This window comes from Hymenobacter fodinae, assembly GCF_004745825.1.
GTDB lineage: Bacteria > Bacteroidota > Bacteroidia > Cytophagales > Hymenobacteraceae > Hymenobacter > Hymenobacter fodinae.
In genome coordinates, this window is the sequence record NZ_SRLA01000002.1 from 1,459,395 (window position 1) to 1,483,248 (window position 23,854).

Genomic DNA, 23,854 nt, shown 5'->3' on the forward strand with positions numbered 1-23,854 from the left:
CTGAGGTTAAGCTTGCACGAACTCCCGAATGCAGTCAATGACGTACTGCTGCTCCTCATCGGTGAGGCTCGGGAACAACGGAATGCTGAGGCAGTGGGCGTAGTAAGCTTCGGCCAGGGGGAAGTCGCCGGGCTGCCAGCCGAGCCGCTGGTAGTATGGCATGGTGTGCACCGGAATGTAGTGCACCTGGGCAAAAACCTGCCGCTCCCGCAGGAAATCATACAGCCCTCTGCGGTCTTCTACCTGAATAACATACAAGTGGTAGGCGTGGCCCGGAGCTCCGGCCAGGGGCCGCACATTAGGTATCTGGGCAAAGGCCGCATCATAGCGGGCGGCCAGCTCGCGGCGGCGCGCTAGGCCACTCTCGGCGCGGCGCAGCTGGCTGATACCGAGGGCGCAGAGCATGTCGGGCATGCGGTAGTTGTAGCCCAGCTCTTGCATTTCCATGTACCAGCCGCCGTCGGAGGGGCGCTCCAACTGGGCGGGGTCTTTGGTGATGCCGTGAGTACGTAGGCGCAGCAGGTGCTCGTAAAGGGCTGGGTTGTTGGTGGTAATCATGCCGCCCTCGCCGGTGGCAATATGCTTCACGGGGTGGAAGCTGAAGATGGCCAGGTCGGCAAACTGCCCGTTGCCGCAACGCTGCTCCTGGCCTAGCGAGTCGGTAAAGAACCCACCGGGGGCGTGGCAGGAATCCTCAATAATCCAGAGGCCAAACTCATCGGCCAACTTGCGTGCTTCCTCCAAATTCACCGCCAGTCCCGCAAAATCCACCGAAATCAATCCCTGAAAGTGGCCTACTGGGTGGCTTTCCAATAGCCGGCGTACGGCCTTTAGGTCGATGAGGGCGGTAGCAGGATCAATATCCACGAAGTGCACCTCGCCGCCGCAGTACCGCACGCAGTTGGCTGATGCCGAGAATGTTATGGGTGTGGTAATAACTCGCTGGCCCGGCTGCACGCCCAGCGCCATTGCGCACAGGTGTAGGGCCGCGGTACCGTTGGCTACGGCTACGGCGTATTTGGCGCCAAGGTACTCGGTAAACTTCTGCTCAAACTCGGCCACTTTGGGGCCTTGGGTCAGGTAATCAGAGTAGAGTGTATCGGTTACGGCTTGCACATCTTCGGGCGTAATGTGCTGGCGGCCATAGGCAATGGGATGCGAGGGGTAGAAAGCAGGCTGGGTCATAACAGATCAAAGGTAACGCAGAAGCCGCTTCCCGGAAGAAAGCGGCTTCTGTTCATAAGGCACAATATAGACAAGTGGCTACACCGCGAAGTTCGGGTCGACGTGCAGGCGGATTTCCTCGCGGATCTGCTCGGCATCCAGCCACTCGGTGTTGTTGGAGGAGTCGTATTGGAAGCCTAACTCTACACGGCGCCCGTTGAAGTGCTTGATAAACGCATCCACGTCCCAGCGCGGGGTGAAGGGCAGAATCACGTAGTATTTGGCTAGCTCTACAGTGCTCAGCGCGTCGGTTTCGGTAATCATGGCCTCGTGCAGCTTCTCGCCGGGCCGGATGCCCACAATTTCCTGGCGGCAGTCGGGACCAATGGCTTTGGCAACTTCCGTGATTTTGTAGCTCGGAATTTTAGGCACGAAAATTTCGCCGCCCCAGCTGTGCTCCAGCGCATACAACACCAGGTCCACGCCTTCCTCCAAAGAGATGTTGAAGCGCGTCATGTCGGGGTGGGTGATGGGCAGCACGCCGGAGGAACGGCGGTTCAAGAAGAACGGCACCACTGAGCCGCGCGAGCCAATTACGTTGCCGTAGCGCACCACCGAGAAGCGTAGGTCGCGGGCACCTTTCATGTTGTTAGCGGCCACAAACAGCTTATCGGAGCAGAGCTTGGTGGCGCCGTATAGGTTGATGGGCGCGGCGGCTTTGTCGGTGCTCAGGGCCACTACGTCGGTCACGCCGCAGTCGAGGGCCGCGTTAATCACATTTTCAGCTCCGAATATGTTGGTCTTGATGCACTCCATCGGGTTGTACTCGGCGGCGGGCACCTGCTTGAGGGCTGCGGCGTGCACAATGATGTCAATTCCTTCGCAGGCGCGCTTCATACGCTCGGCGTCGCGCACGTCGCCGATGAAGTAGCGGATGGCGGGGTATTTCTCGTGGGGAAACACCTGCGACATTTCGTACTGCTTAAGCTCGTCGCGGGAGTATACCACCAGGCGCTTCACCTGCGGGAATTTCTCGAAAACAGTCTGCACGAACTGCTTGCCGAATGAACCGGTGCCACCGGTTACCAGAATAGATTTATGATTGAGGTCGAGAGCCATGAGGAGTAATGAGCAGAGGAGGAAAAGGGGTGAAACGTCACCATAATCGGACCTCCAAGGGTAAGGGCAGCAAAAGTAGGGATTCTGTAATCAGTTACCAGTTGCCGGCCGTTGGTTGAGCGAAGCTGTTGCCGCACTCCAGAAACCAGTTGGGTTAAGCAGTTAGTTCTTCCTCCGTAGCTTTGAGTATTGATTGCAGCGGAATTGAGCCTAATGCTTCTGGGTTAGACAACCCAGCGGGCTCCGCGCAATCAGCAATGTACTGCACATGACACTGGCAACCGGCAACTCGCAACGGGCAACTGATAACCCCATCAAAGTTATTATCTGGGACTTGGACGACACGTTCTGGCGCGGCACGCTTTCAGAAGGGGCCGTGGAGGCGCTAGAAGACAACCTGCAACTGGTGCGCGACACGGCTGCCCGGGGCATTGTGCATACCATCGTCAGCAAAAACGACTTCGCGCCCGCCGAAGCCAAACTGGTGGAGCTAGGCATTCGCGACCTGTTTGTTTTCCCTCAGATCAGCTGGCAGCCCAAAGGCCCGATTATCAAACAGCTGCTGGAGCAGATGCAACTGCGGGCGCCCAATGCGCTGTTTCTGGATGATAACCCCATCAACCGGGCTGAGGCGCAGTTCTATAACCCCCAGCTGCAAGTAGCCGACCCCGCCGACCTCCCCGAGCTGGCGCCACTGCTGCGCGCCAGCGGTAAGCCCGACCCCGAGTTTTCCCGCCTGGAGCAGTACAAACTGCTGGAGCGCCAACAGCAGGCCCGCGCCACTTACGACGACAACCTGGCTTTCCTGCGCGACGCCCAGGTACGGATCGAGTTTCGGGAAGGCGCCGCCGTAGTACCCGATCTGGCCCGTGTGGAGGAACTGATTAATCGCTCCAATCAGCTCAATTTCACCAAGCGCCGCGTTACGAAAGACGAGCTGGCCGCTAGCTTCGCAGACCCAATTCGACGTTGGGGTACCGTGCGCGTCCGTGACCGGTTCGGCGACTATGGCTTGGTGGGAATTTACTGCCTGAACCTGCCTGAAAGCCGCTTGGAGCAGCTCGTCTTTTCCTGTCGCATTCTGCACTTGGGCATCGAGCAGTTCACGTACGCACATTTGGGTTTTCCGACTCTGGAGGTGCAGGGCGACGTAGCCACTACCCTCAACACCACCGAGCAGCCCGATTGGATTACAGTTGAAACCGCTACGGAGCCGACGAACAGGCCTACAGCTCCGGCCAGCAGCCCGGCTGGCGCCACGTTGCGGGTGTTGCTGAAAGGCGGGTGCGACCTAGGCCAACTCACGCCGTTTCTGCAAGCGTTTCAGCTGGAAGTGGAGGAGGAGTTCAACTTCAACAACGAACATCAGATTCCCGTCCACCTAGAGCACACGGCCCTGCTGCGGGCAAGCCGCGAGTGGCCTAGCGCCGAGCAGCAGCGCCTGGCTACGGCCTTACCGTTTCTGGGCCAGGAGGCTTTTGCCACAAAGCTTTGGAATGCGCAGTACGACGTGCTAGTGTATAGTCCTCTTATGGACTACACCCAGGAGCTTTACCGCGAAAAGGCTACTGGCCTAGCCGTACCCTTCGGTGCCTACCAAGACCTAACGAGGGTTGACCCCGCCGTGCAGGCCGCGAAGTACGCGCAACGCCGGTTTCAAGGGATGGACGTAGACTTTCTGCGCCGCTTTCAGCAGGAGTTTGAATTCCTCGGCCAGATTTCTCCCACTGCGTTTAAAGAAAACCTGCAGTGGCTCCGCGCTCAGGTGCCTGCTCAGGTGCCTATTTTCTTGCTCAATGGCGCGGAAGTAGAAGTGCCCAGTTCCGGCGAAACTGGCGCCCGCGCCCGGCATGCTCTGATGAACAAGGCACTGGAGGAATTTGTGGCAGAGTCCAAAAATTGCTTCATCATCGATGTCCGCAGCTTTGTCAACACTCCCGCCGACGTCACGAACAATCTGCGCCACTATCATCGCCAGCACTACCGCACCCTGGCCCAGCGCTTGGCTGAGGCAATTGGCCAATGGCACGGCCGTCAGCTAGAGCGCTCCGGTTGGGTTGATCTGAAAGCCCGCGCCGCCAGCCTGGTGCCCAGCAAGCTGCGTGGGTTGTTTAAGTAAAGTGATAGAGTAATGAGGTGAGGAAGTGACTTGGTGACGAAGTAAAAGGGGCTAACAGGCTAGGGCACCTCCTCACCTCATCACTTTTAACCTCATTACCCCATCACCTCTTCACTTTTTCACCAGCTCCGCTAACCGGGCCGTAAGAGCGCGGCGGGAGTAGGCGGTGGCGCGGTTGGTGGGCAAGTCGAGGTTCGGATTAAGGCGCCACTGGCCTACGAGGTTCTCTAGTCGCTCTAGCATGGTGACGTAGCCGTCGTAGGGGAGGGCGCGGCCGGCCCCGCATTCATTCAGCAGTGTGTCGGCGTCGGAGCCGATGGGGCCCACGCACAGAATGGGTTTGTTGGCTGCCAGATACTCGAATACCTTGCCGGGCAGGATGCCGAAGTTGTTGGCTACATCCGGAATAGCCATCAGCAGTACCGTAGAGCGTAATAGGTAGCGCACCGACTCATCGTGGGGCACGAAGGGCACAAACTCCGTCTGGCTCTGCAGGCCCGCTTGCTCAATCTGCTGCTGTAGGCCACCCGAAACCTTCCCCACAAACCGCAGCCGGATGGGCACGTCGGGGTGACGGCGGCCGCACTCGGCGCAGGCGGCCAGCAACTGCTCAATGTGGTACGTTTCCGAAATGGTGCCGGTGTGAGTAATCAGCAGCGCATCGTTTGGTGGCTGGCTGGGCACCTGAAAGTCGGCCTCGTCGTAGCCGTTGGGAATCACCTGAATCTTCTCGGCCGTAATGTTGGGCGACTTCCCCAGAAACAGCCGCTTGGTGTTGGGGCTCGTGACCAATACCGCATCGGCCTGCTCCAGCACCTGGCGTTCGTAGCGCGCATCGAGCCAACGCGCCGGTGGAGTGTGGTTGAGTTCTTTGTAATAATAAATATCAGTCCACGGGTCGCGCATGTCGGCCAGCCAGCGCAGGCCGTAGCGGCGCTTCAGTTCTAGGCCTATCAACTGCGAGGAGTGGGGCGGAGAGCTGGTCAGCACGGCATCAAACTGCTCGCCCTGGGTCAGCAAATCGGCCACGGCTCGCAGGGCATAGGCGTTCCAGCCCCGCCGCGCATCGGGAATAAACACGTTGCCGCGCACGAATTTGAATAGGCGCTGTACCAGGCTAGTTTTGCTCTCGCCTACGAAGCCACCGAAGGGAACTTGCTTGCCCGTCAGCTTCTTATAACTGTCGAAGGGCTCAAATGTCCGGGTCCGGATGACGCGCACGCCGGCCGGAATGTCGGCGGCCAAGGAGTGGTCGAGCACGGGGTAAGCTCCCTGCTCGGGGTCCACGGTAATTACGGTGGGTTCCACGCCGCACTGCGGCAGGTGTTTTACAAACTTGAGACTGCGCTGCACGCCTGCCCCACCAGAGGGCGGCCAGTAATAGGTAATAACAAGAAGGCGAAGCGGACGGTCGGGCACGGACACTAGGGCGAGAGGTATGGGCGGCGAAGGTACGCAGCTATAGCCATTCCGGGGTTTTCTGGTTACTTTTGGAGGCTAAACCGAGTGGTTGCCTTGGCAACTGCCCTAGCATCTCGTACTGCGCAGCTACTGATTAGCTTTTCGCGTAAGTAAGAGACAAGAGATAGTAAGAGAAAAATCAGCGCAAATCTGCGACTCCATGTTCGATAACCTCAGTACCAAACTTGACCGGGCCTTTAAAACCCTCAAAGGCCAAGGCAGCATCACCGAAATCAACGTTGCCTCTACCGTAAAGGAAATTCGCCGGGCGCTGGTCGATGCCGACGTAAACTACAAGGTAGCCAAGGAGGTAACCGATAAGATCAAAGACGAGGCCATGGGCCGCGACGTGCTCATTAGCGTGTCGCCGGGCCAGCTCATGACGAAAATCGTGTACGATGAGCTCACCGAGCTCATGGGCGGCGAAAAGCAGGACATCGTTATCAAAGGTGAGCCAGCTGTGGTGTTGCTGTCGGGTCTGCAGGGTTCGGGTAAAACCACCTTTGCTGGCAAGCTGGCCAACTACCTCAAAAAGCAGAACCGCTCGGTGCTGCTAGTGGCTTGCGACGTGTACCGCCCCGCCGCTATCGACCAGTTGAAGGTGCTGGGCGAGCAAGTAGGTGTGGAAGTGTACTCGGAGCCGGAGAACAAGAATCCGGTTCAGATTTCGCAGAACGCCATTGAGTACGCCCGCAAAAACAGCAAGCGCGTAGTCATCATTGACACCGCTGGCCGTTTGGCCGTGGACGAGCAGATGATGAGCGAGATTGAGGCCGTAAAGCGCGCCATCAACCCCTCGGAAACCCTGTTCGTGGTAGACTCCATGACGGGTCAGGACGCCGTAAACACCGCCAAAACCTTCAACGACCGCCTCAACTTCGACGGCGTGGTGCTCACCAAACTCGACGGTGACTCGCGCGGTGGTGCGGCCCTCTCGATCCGGGCGGTGGTGGAGAAACCCATCAAGTTCATCTCGACGGGTGAAAAGATGGAGGCGCTGGATATGTTCTATCCGGACCGCATGGCCCAGCGGATTCTGGGCATGGGCGACGTTATCTCGCTGGTAGAACGCGCGCAGCAGCAGTTCGACGAGGAGGAAGCTAAGCGCATCAACCAGAAGATCCGTAAAAACCAGTTCAACTTCGACGACTTCCTTTCTCAGCTGGAGCAGATCAAGAAGATGGGCAACCTGAAGGATCTAGTGGGCATGATTCCCGGCATGGGCAAAGCCATGAAGGATATCGAAATTGATGATGACGCCTTCAAGCCAATCGAAGCCATCATCAAGAGCATGACGCCCAAAGAGCGTGCTCAGCCCGAGTTATTGAATGGCTCACGCCGCCGCCGCCTAGCCAAAGGCTCTGGCACGGATATTCAGCAGGTAAACAACCTCATGAAGCAGTTTGAGGATATGCGCAAAGTGATGCGCACCATGAACAAAATGAGCCAGACGAAAGGCGGCATGCAGCAAATGGCTCGCATGATGGGTATGAAAGGCCCGCTTCGCTAATATTCTGTATACAACAGCTGCTTCCCGAGTCTTGAAGTGGCCTAGACAAACCCGGCCCGAATGCGACAAGCATTCGGGCCGGGTTTATTTTTAGCAGTACTAAGCAGTAGACAGGCCTAGGGCGCAACCAACACCCGCTTGGGCTTAGCCAGCGGTTGGCCGGTTACCGCATCGAGGGCTTGGAGGTAATAGGCACCGGCGGGCAGGTGGCCTACGGGTACTTGCGTCTGGCCCTGAAACTGTTGTTGAGAAACGGTGCGGCCTTGTTGGTCCAGCAGTTTCAGGTGCACAATTTGGTCTGCGTCCGGAAAGCTAACAGTTAGAAAAGTGCGGGCCGGCACCGGCACGGCGGTAAGCCCCACAGGCTGCTCTGCCGGAGCCAGTACTACTACTGCCGAGTAAGTGGCTGTGCCATCCTGATTGATCTGACGCAGCCGATAGTAGGTGGTTGTGGCTGGCGCCCCGAGGTCACGGAAGCTATAGGCAGTAGCCGAAGTGGTAGTGCCCTGGCCCACTACAAACCCAATCGGCTGAAAAGTAGACTCAGTGGCCGTGCGACGCTCCACGGCAAAACCGCGGTTCTGGAGTTCTGTGGCTGTTTGCCACGCCAACTGCACCCCAGCGGCTTGGCGCGTGCCGGTAAAACGAACCAACTCCACTGGCAAGGGCCGATTGGGCTGCAGCTGTACCTGAAAATTGGTGGCAGCGGTGAGCTGAACCTGCAGCTGATGAGTGGCCGCATCGTACGTAAACTGACTGCCTTCCGCGCCGGTAAGGGTCAGCGGGGCGTCGGCTAGGCCTATGGTGAGCGTCGTGGGGCGGCTCACATAGCCGGCGTACTGCCCAGGGGCTATTTTCTGCCAGCTAATAGTAGCCCGCTTGGAGGAGGACAAGACAGTAGTAGCCCCATCTTGCAATAGTTTGCCCTCCTCCAAAAAGGCTTGTGCAAAGCCTCCCTTGGCATCTCGTGAGTAAAACGTGAGCAACGCGTCGGAGGAAATAGGGGCGGGGGCTAGGCCACTTCGGGCGGCCAGAGTAGTATCAGACTGGGTAAAGACGACGTCCGTGAATTGGGCATCCGTGTGCGTCAGGCCAGCCGTGGAAGTGGTACTGGTGGTAGCAATGGTGGGTTTGGTGGTCGTGTAAGGATATAGGGCCGCCAGAAACTGCGCTTGAGTGCCCGTGCGGCGCGCCAGCAGGGTAGTGTGGTTTTCGGGGGTATTGTAGGTGACCTCATGCACATTGGTGGCTTTGGCGTAAGTAGCCCCACCCGCCGCAGTTACGTGCGCGAGCAAACTCGCCCCATTCTTCTGCCAGATACCCTCCTGATTTTCCAGATTGTCTAGGAAAGTACCGGTAATGGACGTGCCACCTTCTAGGCCATACCCGTGCAGCTGCCAGGTGTAAGTGTGCGCAGCGGTGGCCTGCACCACATCGGCCAGCAGGTAGTACGAGTTCCGAATGAAGAGCGCCTTCCGGGTAATCGTGGCACCTTTATACGCGGTTTCAACCTCTCCGTAGCCCAGTTGCGGTGTAGAAAAAGTGTGCTGAATGGTAGCGGCAGCGTCGTTGGCGGCACCGGCCGTACCAATGGCGGGGCCGGCGCCATCAACCAGCAGCATGTTGTGGTTGGTAGCATTGCCAACCTCGGCTCGCCGGTTGTAGCTAAGATAACCAGGGTCGAGGGCTAGCAACTGGCCATTGGCATGCAATACAAAGCTGCCCGCATCGGCGTGGCTATGGCCGCCCGAGTTAGTTTGCGCCAGGCCGTTTTTACCGTACAGGTGCAGATAGCTGGCCACCGAGTCGGAGCCTGAGCGGAACACCAGGTTGCCACTCTGGGGCAGGGCTACCATCGTGGGCTGCTCACTGACGGCAGGCGAAAGTTGCGCCGCAAGGTAAGCGGCCCGCATATCCACCGGAATGTCGCGCAGTTGGGCGCCGAGCGAGTTCATCTGGCGGGTATCAAGCTTGCTGAGGGAGAGCGGGCGCACGTAGCGAGCCTTACCAGTCAGGGCCAATTCCGGCATGCCCATGTCAACATAGGAATCCTCCAGCGCCGGAAAGCGACCATCGGGCATGAGAATAGCTGTTACCCAGTCATAAAGCCGGTCGTAGCGCGGGTCGAAGTAGGGGTTGCGAATGGCGCGGGTGGTACCCCCGAACGAGTATGCCAGTTCGCCGTCGGGCAGAAAGTGGCCCATGGCCCGGAAGAAGGGTAAGCAGTTGAGAAAGGCGTACTTGAAATAATAAGGGCCTTCGGCATAACCCGCCACCGTTTTTGGGTCCGACTGCCGTTCTGCGTCTTGCCATAGCACATTGTCAATGGTGTGCATAGCCACGTTTATCCAGTTGGCGGGCTGCTGATTCGAGTCGGCACTACTGGCGTCATTTAGTACCACGGCGGCCATTCCCAACGCCGCCGCCGTCATGAGGGTGTGGTTGTTCTTTACCTGCCGATAAAAGGAGAGGCCTAGAAAGGGCTTGTTCGACTGCAGATACAGGTTGCCAGCGAACTGTTGGAGCTTTGCGTGAGCCGCTTGCAGCGAGGCCGATGATTCGCCGGCACCCCGCAGCAGGTCGTAGGCCACTAAGTAGTCAATGAGTTCTTTAGAGCGCCATTGCCACTCCGTGTAACTAGTGCCGGAAAAGCTAGCAAACGGCTCTACTGCGGGGTTGCACGCTTCCAAAACGGTCCGAACCCGAAGCACCAGCGCCGTGCGCTCAGTTGAAGAGAGTTCGGTGAGTTGTCCGGCGGTAATACGGGCGTTTAGCAATACCACGAAGGCCGCATTCTTCGCATAAGTGGCCCGGGCGCGCCGACCATCGGCCGACGAATTATCCAGGGGTGCTTCACCGGCTGTACTACCGTATAGGCCACTATATATGGCGTAGCGCAGGGGCTCCGCCAACGACTGCCTCACGCTAGGAACGGCGGCTGCAGTCAACAGCGTCCGGGGGTAAATTTGATTCGCTCCCAACGGAGCCCAACTTCCCGTTTGAGCAAAAGTGAAACGACTAAGCAGTACTAGTAGCAGCAGTAAAGATGTTCGGTGCAAAGCAAAAATTTAAATAGTCCTATTATACGAAGGGAGGAAATCACTTTGTAGGACCTGTTAATATTCTGCTTAGCAAAAGAGTTCTATTCGAGGAAATAAAGTTTTGAATTAATAAGGGGCAATAATGAGACGAGGCTGTCCTATTCTTAGAATAGAACAGCCTCGTATATGTGCAGCTTTACTTACAGGTAGCGTTTACGGTAAAATCTAATATTCAGTCTTGCTTTCGTGCTGCTCCCAGGCCAGGAAACCTGCAGCCGCTTCGTCGCGCAGTAGTTCCGTCATGGGAATGCGCCGGTCGGAGAGGGGCTTTTCTAATTCTTCGTAGATAAACTGGTCATCGAAGCCAATAGCGGCAGCGTCTTGCTTATTGTTGCCGTAGAATACTCGCCGGGGCCGGGCCCAGTAAATAGCTCCCAGGCACATGGGGCACGGCTCACAGGAAGTGTACAGGTCGCAGTCGTCGAGTTGAAACGTCCCGAGTGTGGCACAGGCTTTCCGAATAGCATCTACCTCGGCGTGGCAGGTAGGGTCGTTAGTGCTGGTAACCTGGTTGAAGCCACGAGCAATGATTTCCCCATTCTTCACGATTACCGCGCCAAATGGACCGCCAAAGCCGGCTTGCATCTTTTCTATTGAAAGGCGAATTGCTTCGCGCATAAATTCTGGGTTGGGAGTTTCCATATGAGTGGGTTTGCGTGAATAGTACGGCCGTTTAGGCAAAAAACTGCGCAAAATACAACCTTACGCGGTTGTCTGGTGAAGGAGACAAGTTCTACTACTAGCAACCAGGCTGAACTGCAAGTAGAAGGCGCAAGACAGCTAGTTCTGGTCAAACGCAGCAAATGAACTAGTCCTCAAAGGCTGTGTGATGTACTTCTTAAGCAGCGGAAATAATACACGGCGAAATGCTGACCATTCACCCAGAATCTATCCGTGTTGGTAGAAATAACGAGCTGGCTCGAAAACTATAGCGGCATTTCTATGTATAATTGATCGAGTAAAAGATGCTCTTGGCGACGGGGCATGCGCGAAAAATCTTTTCGGCCGTATGCAACCTTCACCACCAAAAGCGCCTCTTATTCATGTAGACACTTGAAACTGTTCAAGTAGTTAGTTTTCTGAGGATCAGTTACCATAATTGGCCTGATAGTTGATGAAGACAAAACGAAAGAATAGTTTTTTAGGTGTTTTGGTTGTGGAAAAGGGGCGGTCCAAAGGGCCGCCTTTTTTTATGCGTTATGGTGGCTTTTAAGCATAGTATTCATAGTAAATTGTTGTATGCCAGTATCTTTTGAAGACGCTTTGATATATAGATTGAAGGTATACCGACAACGGTCGTAAATGCTTAATTCTTATTCTCGCTAGTACCTATCAGTACATTAACTGGCCTATTGACCCAGGTAGCTTAGCCATTACTTGCTAGCGCTTGCAGGAGAACAAGCTGGTATCTTGTGCCCATGAAAATATTTTTCCAGCTCTTGCCCATGTTGTTGCTGGGGGCGGGTATGGTTTATAGCGTGCGGGCTCGCAAACTCACCACCTCTGCGGCCTGGACGGGTGGAATAGTGGGGGTGTGCATTTACCTCGGAACTGGCTACTTAGGCCTGAGCTTGCTAGCACTATTTTTTCTGCTGGGAACGGGGGCGTCTTCGTGGCGGGTGGCTGAGAAGCGGAAACTAGGCCTAGCTGAGGAAAACAAGGGCCAGCGCACGGCCGGGCAAGTGGTAGCCAATGCAGGCGTTGCGGGAGTACTGGGATTGGTAAGCTGGCTGGTACCTGCTTGGGCACCCCTAGGCCAGTCCATGTTAGCAGGCAGCTTTGCCACGGCTACTGCCGACACACTTTCCTCAGAACTAGGAAACGTTTACGGGCGACGCTACGTGAATATTCTGACGTGGCGCCCCGACAAACGCGGGGAAAACGGGGTGGTAAGCCTAGAGGGTACTTTACTAGGCACGGCGGGCAGTGCGGTAATTGCCGTTGCGTATTGCGTAAGCCAGGGTTGGGGGCCTTGGGGGTGGCAACTGGTGCTAGCTGGCACGGTAGGTAACCTTATTGACTCAGTGCTGGGCGCTACGCTAGAGCGCCGGGGCGTACTATCTAATAACCGGGTGAACCTTTTGAACACCTTGGCCGGTGCCCTAACAGCATTGGCATGTGGCCTAGGCCAGTAAATGCCCAGGTTAAGCCGAGCAACACCGTGCTACCTAGCCTAGCCTTGCCCTTGCAACAACGCTAGGCCAGGTAGAATAAGCAGCAAGTGCGCGCCGTTACACCCGAGTGGTTAGCCCTGTTTAGCCGGCTACCAATTCGCCAGTCAAAGGAAGCCTAATAGTAAAGGTGGTAAGAGCGTTTTGCTGGGTTTCAACGGAGATAGAACCTTTGTGGGTTCTGACGATATCCTGACTGATGAACAGGCCTAGCCCCGTGCCTTTGGAGGTAGGTTTGGTGGTGAAGAACGGCGAAAACAGCTGCTGCCTTTCTACCTCCGACATTCCCTTACCGTTGTCTTGAATTTTGATTTCCACAAACTCCTGACAAAAGGAAGTCTCGACCAGGAGGTGGGGCTTGAGGTCACTATCAGCCAAAGCTCGCTCGTGTAAGGAGTACAAAGCGTTATTGAGCAGGCTGAACAGCACCGTGCTCATTTCCGTCGGGAGCAGTTTTACGGATGGGGTGCGCTGCGCGTCTCCTTTAATCAACTCTACCGGCACGTAGCCATAACTGGGGTCAATCTCATTCTTATAGAGCAAGAGCTGATTCTCAATAAAGACGTTGATATCCGTTTCCACAAACTGATCCGACTTCACCTGCAGCAGCTTGTCCATGCTGCGAACAATGCGGGTCAGGCTGAAGCTGTGCTCTTTGATCTTCTCCGTGTTGTTTTCGATCATCGTGAGCAGCGGGAGCAACTCAGTTTGCACGTGGGCATCGGCCGTGTACGGCTCCGCCGCTAGCAGTTCTTTGCTTTCCTCCAGTAGCTCATTAGATACGGCTGCAAAGTTGCTGACGTAGCTCAAGGGGTTGAGTAGACGGTCTACCAACCCCTTGGTTAGCTGCCCAATGGAAGCCAGTTTCTCTTGTCGGATCAGCTGCTCCTGGGTTTCCTTCAGATCAAACAGCGTTTTCTTGAGGCCATCCAGCAGATCATCCGACTTCTTCTTTTCCAGAATCAACTCATTCGTTCGGTCTTCGAGCTGCTGCCGGGCCGTGGAAAGGTCGGTAACCATTTTGTTGAAGGCCAGCCCCAACTCTCCAATTTCGTCCCGAGATTCACTGACTACGCGCTGGGTAAGGTCGCCCCGGCCAACTTTGGTGGCCGCATCCCGCAGCTTGAGCACGGGCACGGATATGCTGCGGGCCAGCCCAAAGCCGATAACAATGCCAATGCTGAACACCACAAAGCTGAAAAACAGAGAGGTAATGCGAATCTGCCGTTTGCCCTGCACAATTTCGCGGGTGGAGGAGGCCAGCAAGATTTCGCCCGTCATGGTGGGCGTACTAAACGCCGAGCGCTTTACCACCGTTGAGTCGTTGGAAACGGCATTAATATCTATTTTACGCCGCTCTGGGTACGTCTTGAACACGGTACGCGTAACTTGGTAGCTTGTGTGCGAAGCATTCCACACGGTATCGGTCTGCAGCAGGCTCACGAATTCCAGCAGAGGGTCTTTCTTCACGAAGTCCATAGCCGTTTGCACTCCCTGAAAATTCTGCTCCGTCATGGCAATCTTTACACCCAGCGCTACGGTATTAGCGTGGTTCTGTACTTCCTTGTTGAAGTTGCTAAGCAAGTAACGCTCCTGAATAGCAGGTAGATAGAACAGCACGAAGAAGGAGAACAGCAGCACGATGCTGGTTACGGCCATCCAGATCTTGGTCTTGACCGTGAGGCGCACCCGCCGCAAACGGCGGAGCAGCGACGACGACCGAGTTGGGTTGAAGCTAGTGGAAGAAGACATGGGCAGAACTCTGGAAGTTAGAGGGTTTTCTTGCCATCAATCAGGATGGTCCGGCCGCTGGTGGGCGGGCGGCTGACAACCCCAATTGCCCCATTGGTTTGGGCCACAAATTCTTCCAGTTCCGCCTCCGACGTAAAGAAGTTCGGGGCATCGGCTTTGCCCTGAAATACCAAGGCTAGCCAATACTTATTCAGCTCGTTGGCGCTCATGTTATAAATCTTACGGCTGGTGGTCGTGCCGATGGGCGTGTTGCTCTTGAGCAGGGCAATGGTCACTTTGCTGCCATCGGGCCAGCGCAATTTTTCGCCGCGCAGCGTGGCCTTCAGCTGGGCCATATTCATCTCGGTGGGCACGCCCTTGCCGTTGCCAATCACCACCAGGCTTGTCTCCTGAGCCCGGGCCGGCGAATGACACCATAGGCCTAGGAGGAGCGCGTTAAACAGTAACCGGTAAACCCAAGTCATTCCCATAATACGTTAGAAGCCAACGGCTACCTGAAAAACCACACGGTCGGCATCGGTCATCCGATGATGGTTGGTGTGCTGGTACTCCAGCTTGAAAACAGCCAGGTAGCTTAGCTCATAGCGCACTCCTCCCACGAAGGACTGCACCCGGTGGTCGTGGAAATACACTTCCTGTTTGTGGTACCGGATGTCGTCGAATCGAACGTAGGGAATGATTTTATCGGTGAGGCGGAGGCCGGCGTAGGCGTAAGTGGCTACGGCATTCTGAGTGCCCAGGCTGTCGGCTTTGTTCATGGCCATGCTGCTTTCGGCCAGTAGCTCATATTTCTTGGAGAAAACGGAGTCGGAGTAGGCCACGGAAGCCGTCATGATGCTCTGCCGGATGCGGGCCCGGGCCAGGGTGCTGGCGCCCGTAGAATGATTGTGCACCAGGCTACCCTTCGAGATGACATCGTGGTAAAGAGAGGCCCCGAAGCGTACCCCGTCTTTGGGCTTGATGTGCACGGCCGCAGTTACCGACTTGAAGGGGTTGTTGTCGGCGATGTCGCCGGAGCCTAGGCCATTGCCCAGCATTAGATCGTAGCCAAACCGCAGCCGCCCCAGGTTCTGGCCTTGCAGACTGACGCCCGTGGTATGGAGCGGAATAAAGCCCTCAGAAAATACCAAGGGCCGCTCCACGGTGGGGAAGAACACCCGTCCGTGGTGGTAGGTGTCGTTCCAGTAGTTGAGCGGGGTGTGGTGCTTGCCCAGCAGCACGCTGTGGTTGCCGGCGTAGTTATACTTCAGAATAACGCGCTCAATGCTGATGTCAAAGTCAGTGGGCGAGTCAAACGAATACTTAAACACCGTCTCGCCCAAAAACGACAGCCGTTCGGTTATCTCGGAGGTGATGAACAGATCTTGCTCGCCCAGCCCAAAATTGAGTTTGCCCTTCTGATAGGAGCTGTAGGCATCTACGAACCCCCTGATTTGAGTGCGTTGGGCCTCCGCCCGCTGCATCGACCCCCACAGCAGCCCCACAAGGCACAGAAGCGGTAGGGCATATTTAGTAGCTTTCATTCATTCACAAGCCGGTAATAGAAGCGGAAAAAACAACCACCCACTGGAGCGCCGGGGCAGGGAATCAACACAAGGAATTCAGTAGCTCCAGCAGTGGGTGTAGCCGCCGAGTAGGCAGGTGTAGAGCTACCATTGGCGTACCACTCCGGGCAGGTCGGTAGGCCACTTAGGACAGTAAGCAGTGGAAGTCATCGGCTCTGCAGCCGACGAAATAATGGGAAGTATACCACCTCTGAAAAAAGATGGAAGACAGCGGACGAGAACTGAATGGGTAAGAATAATCTTGTAATGCTTCCAAATATACTTTAATTACTCCTATTAAAGCAGTAGGCTGAACTGTTTTTACTGCTACTGGCAAAAACCGTAGTCAGTCAGAAATAGGGAAGGGCACCAGCCGGGAAGTGGCAGGAACTGAGGCATGAGTAAGAGGAAACAGTTGAGCTTTGCTTAGTTTACTCGGGTGTGGCCTAGGGGCGGAAATGCCGATGCGCCGATTGTCACAAATGCGGGTGAAGTAGCGGCCTTCACAAAGGGCGCTTAGTAGCCACTGACAGGCCTAGCACCTCAGCCCTGGTACTTCAGGGGAGGTGGAAACCCATGTCACAAATGCAGCACATTCTTCCTCGCTACTTAGCGCAAAGCCGTGCACCTTGCTGATCTAGACCGTCTTGCTCATGGAAAACAACCCGAACTATGGCCCGGCAGCGCAAACGCCTGAGCAGCGGGCATATGTGCTGGCCCAGATGCAAAAAGCACACCCCAGTCTGTACAAAAAGGCAACGGCTTACGTGGCCCAGCTGTATCGGCGCTACGTAGCAGGCGAGTTAAGCTGGGAGGATGTATGCCGCCTGCGCGAGTCTTCGGCGCGGCCCTAGGACACCTCGGCAGACGGGTGTGGGGCCCGAAGTTCAGAACAGTCCGGGAGTTGGTGCGTAAGCATAGCGTACCTACCTGGGGCCAGGCGGCAGTTGTTGCCGAAGCGCATTTGGCGCTGGCCTCCGCAACCGGCTGCTCTCACCATGACCAAAACCGTCTTTATTGCTTCCGCCGAGCCTTACACCGGCAAATCAGTTGTTGCGCTGGGGCTCGTGAATATGCTGCTAGGCCAGGCCCGCAAGATTGGCTACTTCAAGCCCATCATCGACACTGACCCCCGCGAAAAGCAGGACGCCCACATTGAAACCATCGTCAGCTATTTTAAGCTGCCCGTAGCCTACGAAGATACCTACGCCTACACCCGGCCCGAGGCTCTGCGCCTGATGGAGGCCGACGCTCAAGGGGAGCTCATTGACACCATCATTCATAAGTACAAGCAGTTTGAGGAGAACTACGACTTCACGGTAGTAGAGGGTAGCGACTACGTGGGGCCCGGCACTGCGTTTGAGTTTGACGCCAACGTTTCCATTGCCAAAAACCTAGGTGTGCCGGTTATCCTAGTGACATCGGGTGAGGGCAAAACCACCGCCCAGATTATCAGTACCGTCCTGACCACTTTGCGCAGCTTTGAGGCGCGGGAAGTATCGGTACTATTGGTGGTGGCTAATAAGATCAAGCCCGAGCAGGTAGATGATGTGCGCGAGTTGCTCCTAGGCCAGTTGCCATCGGGTGTGATTCTGGCCGTCATCCCTGAAGACACGAACCTGCTGCACCCCACCATGCGTGAGATTCAGGCGGCGCTGGGCGGGAAGCTGTTGTTTGGGGAGCAGCAGTTGGCCAATCAGGTCGACAACTACGTGATTGGGGCCATGCAGGTACCCAACTTCCTGAACTACCTGAAGGAAAACGTTCTGATTGTAACGCCCGGCGACCGGGGCGACATCATTATTTGCGCCTTGCAGGCCAACTCCTCGGCCAGCTACCCGCGGGTGGCCGGTATTGTGCTCACGGCCGGCTCGGAGCCCGAGGCGCCCATCGTGCGCCTGATTGAGGGCCTGCCAACGGTGGTTCCTATTCTGGCCGTAACCACGGGCACCTTTGAAACCAGCACGCGAGTGGGTGCTATTAAGTCGCGCATTGGCCCCGATAACCCCAAGAAAATTCAGCTGGCCATCAGCACGTTTGAGCGCTACGTAGATGTGCGGGCCCTGGAGGAGAAGCTGGTAAGCTACCAGTCGGAGGGCATTACACCCCACATGTTCCAATACCGCCTGCTGCAGTGGGCTAAGCGGAAGCGCCAGCACATTGTGTTGCCCGAAGGCAACGACGACCGCATTCTGCGCGCCGCGGCGCTCTTGCTGCAGCAAAACGTGGTGGACCTCACCATTCTGGGCAACCCCCAGGAAGTGGCGGCCTCGGCTAAGCGGTTGGGCATTCAACTGCCGCCTGATCATCTGCGCGTCATCGACCCTGTGCAGTCGGAATACTACCCGGCGTACGTGCAGACCTTCTATGAGCTGCGCAAAACCAAGGGCGTGAACGAGGACATGGCCCGCGACCTGATGCGCGATGTGTCGTACTTCGGGAGCATGATGGTGCACCAGGGCCACGCCGATGGCATGGTGTCGGGGGCGGTGCATACCACTCAGCACACCATTCGGCCGGCCCTGCAGTTCATCAAAACCAAGCCGGGCGTGTCGGTGGTGTCGTCGGTGTTCTTTATGTGCCTGCCGGATCGGGTGGCTGTGTTCGGTGACTGCGCCGTAAACCCTAACCCTACGGCCGAGCAACTAGCCGAAATTGCTATTTCTTCGGCTGAGAGCAGCCAGGCATTTGGCATCGAGCCGCGCATTGCTATGCTCTCGTACTCCTCAGGCACCTCGGGGGCGGGGGCCGATGTCGAGAAAGTGCGCCAGGCCACCGAGTTTGTACGCCAGAAGCGCCCAGACCTGAAGGTGGAAGGCCCCATCCAGTACGATGCTGCCGTCGACCCCATTGTGGGCCGCCAGAAGCTGCCCGAATCAGAAGTAGCGGGTCAGGCCAGCGTGCTGATTTTCCCCGACCTGAACACGGGAAATAACACCTACAAAGCCGTGCAGCGCGAAACCGGCGCCCTAGCCATCGGGCCGGTGCTGCAGGGCCTCAACAAACCCGTGAATGACCTCAGCCGGGGATGCACCGTAGACGACGTATTCAACACAGTGGTCATCACGGCCATCCAAAGTCAGCAAGGGTAACAGAGCAGGCCTAGGCCGGAAGGACGTAGCCAGTGGGCTGTGGCCCGTGTAAATTCCTTCACTAGCTTGCAACCCCATATTCACACCACAACAGGTTTCCCTTCCCGCACCGGAAGCAGACCCGCCACCTCCCTACTATGCCTTCAGGATTTTTTGCTCTGTTAGACGATATTTCAGCGCTGGTGAAAGTCAGCGCTGCCAGCCTTGACGATGTGCCCGCCCAGGTAGCCAAAACAACAAGCAAAGTATCGGGCATCGTTATCGACGATACGGCAGTGACGCCTAAGTATGTCGTAGGCCTCGACCCCTCCCGGGAGCTGTCCATCATCTTCCAGATTGCCAAAAAGTCGTTACTCAACAAGTTGTTGATTCTGAGCCCGGCGGCTTTGGTGCTGGGCTACTTTGCGCCCTGGGCCATCACGCCCATTCTGATGATGGGCGGGGCCTATTTGTGCTTTGAAGGGTATGAGAAAGTGCACTCCATGTTCAGCAAACATCACCATGAGGTGCACGCCGAGGATGAGAATGTAGAGACAATAACCCCCGAACAGTTAGAGCAACAGCGGGTAGCCAGCGCCGTTCGTACGGATATTATTCTGTCGGCCGAAATCATGGCCATTGCTTACAGCCAGGTAACCGGGCAGCCCATCATAAACCAGATATTGGTGATGCTGGCCGTGGCCGTATTTATTACCGTGGGCGTGTATGGCTTTGTGGGGCTGATTGTGAAGATGGATGATATAGGCGTACACTTTGCCAAGGGCGACTATAGTCCCGCTGTCCAACGCTTCGGCCGTGGCATCGTGAAATTTATGCCGCATTTCCTGCTCATTCTGAGTTACGTAGGCACTGCCGCCATGCTGTGGGTGGGCGCCGAAATCATTGCCCACGGCATTCCGTTCTTTGCCCACTTGCTGCACGAGTTAGAGGAGTCTTTGGCCAATGTACCCGCAGTGGCCTGGCTGGCCAAGGCGCTTGCCTGCGGAATTGGCGGATTAATCCTGGGCTTCTTTATCGATAAGATTGTAGGCTTGGTAAAGAAGGTGTGGCCTGGTAAAAAGCAAACTCAACCGGCATAGCCCACGACAACACAAAGCGGCCCAGCCCAGTCCATCTTCTGACTGTGCTGGGCCGCTTTGTGACCTGCCGACATTTAGTCTGTCGTTTATCTATTCCTGATGCGAGGCTGGTTACTCCTTAATAACGAAGGCCTGCAGTCCAGCCATTTTACCTTCCCGGAACCGCCACACGTCGCAGTAGGAGTGGAGGGCCGCTTCTCCATGTGCATCTTTAAGCGTGATTTTGCCAAGGACCGTTACATAGTCGCCTTCGGCAATCAGGTTTTCCACCATGAATTTTGGTGGCTCAAGGTAGGCCGTGGCCATCCACTGTCGCACGGCTTCCTTGCCTTGCAGGGTTATGTCACCCACAAATACCCATTCAGTATCCTCGGTGCAATGAGCTAGAAAGCCTTCGTAGTCGCCGCCTGAAATGGCGGCGTTGGCCTGTTCCAAAATTTCCTTGTTGTTATTTCCCATCTGTGTTGTTTGATAAATACTGTAGGGTAACCTAAACAGAATCAGTGCAAAAAGCCTTAGCGCATTAGGTGGCGTAGCTAGCGTGGTAGATGTTGCAGTATATACGAACCTATGAAAGCCCGAGTGCTTTTATGAGTACTAAGACGCTTGCGAGAAATTGCCTTGTACTTTACCGACGCATCTTCCGTACAGCATCCTGCAAACCCAACTTTCGCCCTACCGTGGCTGCTCTCCTAAGTTAGAGAGGAAGCTGGGGGGTAAGGCCGCCTATGAACATTTTCGTCATCAACTCTGGCAGTAGCTCGCTGAAATACCAACTCTTCCGTCTGCCCGCTGAGCAGCCCCTGTGTAGTGGCCTAGTCGAGCGTATCGGGCTCGATAATTCCGTTATTACTCACAAAGTGTTTCCGGCGGTTGGGGAGGAACAGGTAGTGCGCCGCACCCTCGACTTGCCCGACCACCGCGCTGGGCTACGGGAGGTGCTGCAACTCCTGACGGATGCTGAAATCGGGATTCTACAGGATCCGAACGAAGTGGAAGCAGTGGGGCACCGAGTGGTGCACGGCGGCGAGAGCTTTGCCGCAACCACCATTATCACCCCCGAAGTAAAGCGTGAAATCAAGCGCCTGTTTCCGCTGGCTCCCCTGCACAACCCCGCCAACTACGTGGGTATTGAAGTAGCCGAGCAGATTTTTCCGCAGGCCCAGCAGGTAGCGGTGTTTGATACGGCCTTCCACCAGACCTTGCCTGAGTATGCCTATCGTTACGCCTTGCCCGAGGAGCTGTACCGCGAGCAGGGCATTCGGGTGTACGGCTTCCATGGCACCAGCCACAAGTACGTGGCCGCCCAAGCTGCCGCTTACCTGAGCAACCCCCAAGCCCGCCTGATTACTGTGCACCTGGGCAACGGCTGCAGCATGGCCGCCGTGCGCGGAGGCGTGTCTGTGGACACCAGCATGGGCTTTGGGCCGCTGGCAGGGCTGGTAATGGGTACCCGTTCCGGCGACATCGACCCTTCCGTTATCTTCCACCTGATCGGGCAACTGGGCTACGATGCAGAGCAGGTCAGCAACTTGTTGAACAAACGCAGCGGTATGCTAGGCCTAGCCGGCAACAGTGATATGCGCGATATCAGCCGTGCCCTGGAAGCCGGCGACGAACGGGCTACGCTGGCCTACGAGCTGTACGCTTACCGCATCAAGAAATACATTGGGGCTTATGCCGCCGTGCTAAATGGCCTGGATGCGGTAGTATTTACAGCAGGAGTAGGCGAGAATGATGCCTTGGTACGGCGCCTGGTCTGCCAAGAGTTAGACTTCTTGGGCATTGAGCTAGATGAAGCGAAAAATGCCACGCGAAGCCCTGGCATTCGGGAAATCAATCAGAAAGAGTCGCGTGTGAAAGTTCTGGTAATCCCAACGAATGAGGAGCTGGAAATTGCCCGGCAGTGCGAGGAGCTACTTAGTACTAAAGACTAATTTCCGCGTTCAACTTACCTCTTAACACGTCATCCTGAACTGAAGCGAAGATTCTTCTCACGTCAGCACGAGGCGCTAGGCCAGTCGTTGTGACGTAAGGAGAATCTTCGCCTCAGTTCAGGATGATGTGTGATAAAAGACAGTCCGTGGCAGTAAAGGAGCCTAGAACACCACGCGCAGCTGGTAGCTAGGCTCGGCGCCTGCCTCCGCGGTGGTTTCCTGAAAAGCTCCGACGCGGCTAGGACCGTAGCCCAGGTTTACTTTGATCCATTCGTCACGCACGGGCAGCATATTGATGATTTCCTGGCGCAACAGTTGAATATCGTCGTGGAGATTCTGGAGCTGTTGCTGATTTTCTTCGCTTGCTTGGTCGTAGCTGCCGGTGGGGGGGCGCTGCTCAAAAATGCCATCGGAGCTGGGAGCGGTGCCAGAATGGGCCGCGGCAGCAGCAGCCGGGCCGGTAGTTGCATCGTGCTGCGGGGCTGGGTGCGACAGGGAGGCCTGCTCGGCTACGGCCCGTTGCAATTCTTTCTCCGCATCGAGGTAGGCCTGAATTTTCTCTTCGAGGGGCTTGAGGGAGGGGTCGAGGTAGTTGAGGTTGCTGGCCATGCTAGGGTCGGTTGGGAGAAATAAGGAAGTACGTCTTCACAGAACGAAACCCAAGCGTAGAAGGATGCAAACACGCCCTAAGGGCTAGCACTGGCCTAGGTTAGCTGAGGGCGGGCTCAAGTGGTTGTCAGGGCTTTGGGCTTGTTACGCTGGCACTTCTCGCCGCAATACTTCACCTCATCCCAGCAGTTGCGCCACTTTTTGCGGTACTCAAAGGGGCGGCCGCAGGTTAGGCATACCTTGGTAGGCAGGTTGCCCTTGGTGAGGCGAGCCGGCAGCTTGGAGGCGGAGGAAGTCATAGCGGAAACTACAGATGCAGGGGTGGCCTAGAGCGTACGTGAACTGAACCGTATACGGCCAACTGGGGTTTTGGGCATCCTCGCAAAGCTGGTGGCCGTATCTTTGCCTCATGTCGTCATCTTCTCCTACTTCTCAAGATCCGCTCGGCCACGCCCTACTGGCCTACCAGCGCGGAAAGCAAAACGCTACCATTACGGTGCACAGCAATGTGGCCGAGGAGGAACCGCTGCCGGCGGCGTACTTCTTCCGCTCGCTCTGGGAAATGCCTGAGCTGGAGCGCACGGCCCTCACCGAGTGCCGGGGCCGGGTGCTTGATTTAGGAGCAGGCGCGGGCTGCCACTCCCTTGAGCTGCAAAGCCGGGGCTTCGAGGTAAAAGCAGTGGATATTTCGCCGGGTGCTGTGCAGGTCATGCAGGAGCGCGGCGTAGGCCAAGTAGCCTGCCACGACATCTATGACCCTGCCCTGACTAAGGAGAAATACGATACCGTGCTGATGCTGATGAACGGCATCGGGCTGGCCGGCACGCTGGAAGGGCTGGAGCGTTTCCTGCAGCATGCCCACCAACTGCTGGCGCCCGGCGGCCAGATTCTGGCAACCTCCTCCGACATCAGCTACCTGTATGAAGACGAGGACGGCGCCCTAGTGTTTGACCTCAATGGGCCCTACTACGGCGAAGTAGAGTACACCATGCAATACGAAGAAGAGGCCGGCGCTACCTTTCACTGGATCTTCGCTGACCCCAGCCTGCTCCAGGACTGCGCCGAGGCGGCCGGCTATCAGGTTGAGTTCCTTGATGAGGACGACCAGCAGCAGTACCTCGTGCGGCTCACCCTCAAAGGGTAATAGCCTCCAGGCCAGTAACCATGCTGCGTACATAATTGCGCGGGCCGGCACT

General features: G+C 56.4%; 19 protein-coding genes. 8 read left to right on the forward strand and 11 right to left on the reverse strand.

Features of this window, described 5'->3' with window-relative positions:
- Nucleotides 1–6: 6 nt before the first annotated feature.
- Together pseC and pseB are read right to left on the reverse strand one after the other, a co-directional pair.
- Entirely contained in the window at nt 7–1,185 is a 1,179-nt protein-coding gene (gene pseC / locus EU556_RS13435) for a UDP-4-amino-4,6-dideoxy-N-acetyl-beta-L-altrosamine transaminase (protein WP_135434602.1), read from the reverse strand.
- 78 nt (nt 1,186–1,263) lie between these two features.
- A complete protein-coding gene (gene pseB / locus EU556_RS13440) occupies nt 1,264–2,283 on the reverse strand; it encodes a UDP-N-acetylglucosamine 4,6-dehydratase (inverting) (RefSeq protein WP_135434603.1) in 1,020 nt (339 codons plus the stop codon).
- A 268-nt stretch (nt 2,284–2,551) separates the two neighbouring features.
- Here pseB and EU556_RS13445 point away from each other — a divergent pair, with 268 nt between their 5' ends.
- On the forward strand, nt 2,552–4,402 hold the full coding sequence (locus EU556_RS13445; protein ID WP_135434604.1) for a hypothetical protein: 1,851 nt from the start codon (nt 2,552–2,554) through the stop codon (nt 4,400–4,402).
- A 111-nt stretch (nt 4,403–4,513) separates the two neighbouring features.
- Here EU556_RS13445 and EU556_RS13450 read toward each other — a convergent pair whose 3' ends face one another.
- Entirely contained in the window at nt 4,514–5,827 is a 1,314-nt protein-coding gene (locus EU556_RS13450; RefSeq protein WP_245327633.1) for a glycosyltransferase family 4 protein, read from the reverse strand.
- 196 nt (nt 5,828–6,023) lie between these two features.
- Here EU556_RS13450 and ffh point away from each other — a divergent pair, with 196 nt between their 5' ends.
- Nucleotides 6,024–7,373: a signal recognition particle protein gene (gene ffh / locus EU556_RS13455; RefSeq protein WP_135434605.1), complete on the forward strand. Its 1,350-nt coding sequence runs from the start codon at nt 6,024–6,026 to the stop codon at nt 7,371–7,373.
- A gap of 116 nt (nt 7,374–7,489) precedes the next feature.
- Here the strand turns inward: ffh and EU556_RS13460 are convergent, their stop codons facing one another.
- Nucleotides 7,490–10,321 (reverse strand): heparinase II/III domain-containing protein, encoded by a 2,832-nt coding sequence (locus EU556_RS13460; protein WP_135434606.1) that lies wholly within the window; start codon nt 10,319–10,321, stop codon nt 7,490–7,492.
- A 318-nt stretch (nt 10,322–10,639) separates the two neighbouring features.
- Nucleotides 10,640–11,116, reverse strand: a complete 477-nt coding sequence (locus tag EU556_RS13465; RefSeq protein WP_135434607.1) for a nucleoside deaminase — start codon at nt 11,114–11,116, stop codon at nt 10,640–10,642.
- A 776-nt stretch (nt 11,117–11,892) separates the two neighbouring features.
- On the opposite strand from EU556_RS13465, the gene EU556_RS13470 reads away from it, so the two are divergent.
- On the forward strand, nt 11,893–12,609 hold the full coding sequence (locus EU556_RS13470; RefSeq protein ID WP_135434608.1) for a DUF92 domain-containing protein: 717 nt from the start codon (nt 11,893–11,895) through the stop codon (nt 12,607–12,609).
- Nucleotides 12,610–12,729: 120 nt separating this feature from the next.
- Here EU556_RS13470 and EU556_RS13475 read toward each other — a convergent pair whose 3' ends face one another.
- From EU556_RS13475 to EU556_RS13485, 3 genes are read right to left on the reverse strand one after another with little or no spacing between them, the layout of a single operon-like run.
- Nucleotides 12,730–14,397, reverse strand: a complete 1,668-nt coding sequence (locus tag EU556_RS13475; RefSeq protein WP_135434609.1) for a sensor histidine kinase — start codon at nt 14,395–14,397, stop codon at nt 12,730–12,732.
- Between the two features lie 17 nt (nt 14,398–14,414).
- Nucleotides 14,415–14,861, reverse strand: a complete 447-nt coding sequence (locus EU556_RS13480) for a hypothetical protein (protein WP_135434610.1) — start codon at nt 14,859–14,861, stop codon at nt 14,415–14,417.
- 12 nt (nt 14,862–14,873) lie between these two features.
- Nucleotides 14,874–15,920: a hypothetical protein gene (locus tag EU556_RS13485; protein WP_135434611.1), complete on the reverse strand. Its 1,047-nt coding sequence runs from the start codon at nt 15,918–15,920 to the stop codon at nt 14,874–14,876.
- Between the two features lie 674 nt (nt 15,921–16,594).
- Here EU556_RS13485 and EU556_RS13490 point away from each other — a divergent pair.
- From EU556_RS13490 to EU556_RS13500, 3 genes are all read left to right on the forward strand, one after another.
- Nucleotides 16,595–16,795, forward strand: a complete 201-nt coding sequence (locus tag EU556_RS13490) for a hypothetical protein (protein WP_135434612.1) — start codon at nt 16,595–16,597, stop codon at nt 16,793–16,795.
- 144 nt (nt 16,796–16,939) lie between these two features.
- Complete coding sequence (pta, locus tag EU556_RS13495; RefSeq protein ID WP_135434613.1) at nt 16,940–19,033, forward strand: phosphate acetyltransferase; 2,094 nt, start codon at nt 16,940–16,942, stop codon at nt 19,031–19,033.
- A 137-nt stretch (nt 19,034–19,170) separates the two neighbouring features.
- Nucleotides 19,171–20,112, forward strand: a complete 942-nt coding sequence (locus EU556_RS13500) for a DUF808 domain-containing protein (RefSeq protein WP_135434614.1) — start codon at nt 19,171–19,173, stop codon at nt 20,110–20,112.
- Between the two features lie 111 nt (nt 20,113–20,223).
- Here EU556_RS13500 and EU556_RS13505 read toward each other — a convergent pair whose 3' ends face one another.
- A complete protein-coding gene (locus EU556_RS13505) occupies nt 20,224–20,571 on the reverse strand; it encodes a nuclear transport factor 2 family protein (protein WP_135434615.1) in 348 nt (115 codons plus the stop codon).
- A 269-nt stretch (nt 20,572–20,840) separates the two neighbouring features.
- Between EU556_RS13505 and EU556_RS13510 the strand changes: the two genes are divergently transcribed.
- On the forward strand, nt 20,841–22,049 hold the full coding sequence (locus tag EU556_RS13510) for an acetate/propionate family kinase (RefSeq protein WP_135434616.1): 1,209 nt from the start codon (nt 20,841–20,843) through the stop codon (nt 22,047–22,049).
- Nucleotides 22,050–22,211: 162 nt separating this feature from the next.
- Here the strand turns inward: EU556_RS13510 and EU556_RS13515 are convergent, their stop codons facing one another.
- Nucleotides 22,212–22,658, reverse strand: coding sequence for a hypothetical protein (locus EU556_RS13515; protein ID WP_135434617.1), 447 nt, complete (start codon nt 22,656–22,658; stop codon nt 22,212–22,214).
- Nucleotides 22,659–22,774: 116 nt separating this feature from the next.
- Complete coding sequence (locus EU556_RS13520) at nt 22,775–22,957, reverse strand: DUF2256 domain-containing protein (protein ID WP_210116278.1); 183 nt, start codon at nt 22,955–22,957, stop codon at nt 22,775–22,777.
- A gap of 110 nt (nt 22,958–23,067) precedes the next feature.
- On the opposite strand from EU556_RS13520, the gene EU556_RS13525 reads away from it, so the two are divergent.
- Nucleotides 23,068–23,802, forward strand: a complete 735-nt coding sequence (locus tag EU556_RS13525) for a class I SAM-dependent methyltransferase (RefSeq protein WP_135434618.1) — start codon at nt 23,068–23,070, stop codon at nt 23,800–23,802.
- Nucleotides 23,803–23,854: the final 52 nt, after the last annotated feature.

What these genes read in the sequence shown, in the direction of transcription:
- pseC (WP_135434602.1), bottom strand. Translation starts at nt 1,185, where the DNA reads ATGACCCAGCCTGCTTTCTACCCCTCGCATCCCATTGCCTATGGCCGC.
- pseB (WP_135434603.1), bottom strand. Translation starts at nt 2,283, where the DNA reads ATGGCTCTCGACCTCAATCATAAATCTATTCTGGTAACCGGTGGCACC.
- EU556_RS13445 (WP_135434604.1), top strand. Translation starts at nt 2,552, where the DNA reads ATGACACTGGCAACCGGCAACTCGCAACGGGCAACTGATAACCCCATC.
- ffh (WP_135434605.1), top strand. Translation starts at nt 6,024, where the DNA reads ATGTTCGATAACCTCAGTACCAAACTTGACCGGGCCTTTAAAACCCTC.
- EU556_RS13465 (WP_135434607.1), bottom strand. Translation starts at nt 11,116, where the DNA reads ATGGAAACTCCCAACCCAGAATTTATGCGCGAAGCAATTCGCCTTTCA.
- EU556_RS13470 (WP_135434608.1), top strand. Translation starts at nt 11,893, where the DNA reads ATGAAAATATTTTTCCAGCTCTTGCCCATGTTGTTGCTGGGGGCGGGT.
- EU556_RS13475 (WP_135434609.1), bottom strand. Translation starts at nt 14,397, where the DNA reads ATGTCTTCTTCCACTAGCTTCAACCCAACTCGGTCGTCGTCGCTGCTC.
- EU556_RS13480 (WP_135434610.1), bottom strand. Translation starts at nt 14,861, where the DNA reads ATGACTTGGGTTTACCGGTTACTGTTTAACGCGCTCCTCCTAGGCCTA.
- EU556_RS13485 (WP_135434611.1), bottom strand. Translation starts at nt 15,920, where the DNA reads ATGAAAGCTACTAAATATGCCCTACCGCTTCTGTGCCTTGTGGGGCTG.
- EU556_RS13490 (WP_135434612.1), top strand. Translation starts at nt 16,595, where the DNA reads ATGGAAAACAACCCGAACTATGGCCCGGCAGCGCAAACGCCTGAGCAG.
- pta (WP_135434613.1), top strand. Translation starts at nt 16,940, where the DNA reads ATGACCAAAACCGTCTTTATTGCTTCCGCCGAGCCTTACACCGGCAAA.
- EU556_RS13500 (WP_135434614.1), top strand. Translation starts at nt 19,171, where the DNA reads ATGCCTTCAGGATTTTTTGCTCTGTTAGACGATATTTCAGCGCTGGTG.
- EU556_RS13505 (WP_135434615.1), bottom strand. Translation starts at nt 20,571, where the DNA reads ATGGGAAATAACAACAAGGAAATTTTGGAACAGGCCAACGCCGCCATT.
- EU556_RS13510 (WP_135434616.1), top strand. Translation starts at nt 20,841, where the DNA reads ATGAACATTTTCGTCATCAACTCTGGCAGTAGCTCGCTGAAATACCAA.
- EU556_RS13515 (WP_135434617.1), bottom strand. Translation starts at nt 22,658, where the DNA reads ATGGCCAGCAACCTCAACTACCTCGACCCCTCCCTCAAGCCCCTCGAA.
- EU556_RS13520 (WP_210116278.1), bottom strand. Translation starts at nt 22,957, where the DNA reads ATGACTTCCTCCGCCTCCAAGCTGCCGGCTCGCCTCACCAAGGGCAAC.
- EU556_RS13525 (WP_135434618.1), top strand. Translation starts at nt 23,068, where the DNA reads ATGTCGTCATCTTCTCCTACTTCTCAAGATCCGCTCGGCCACGCCCTA.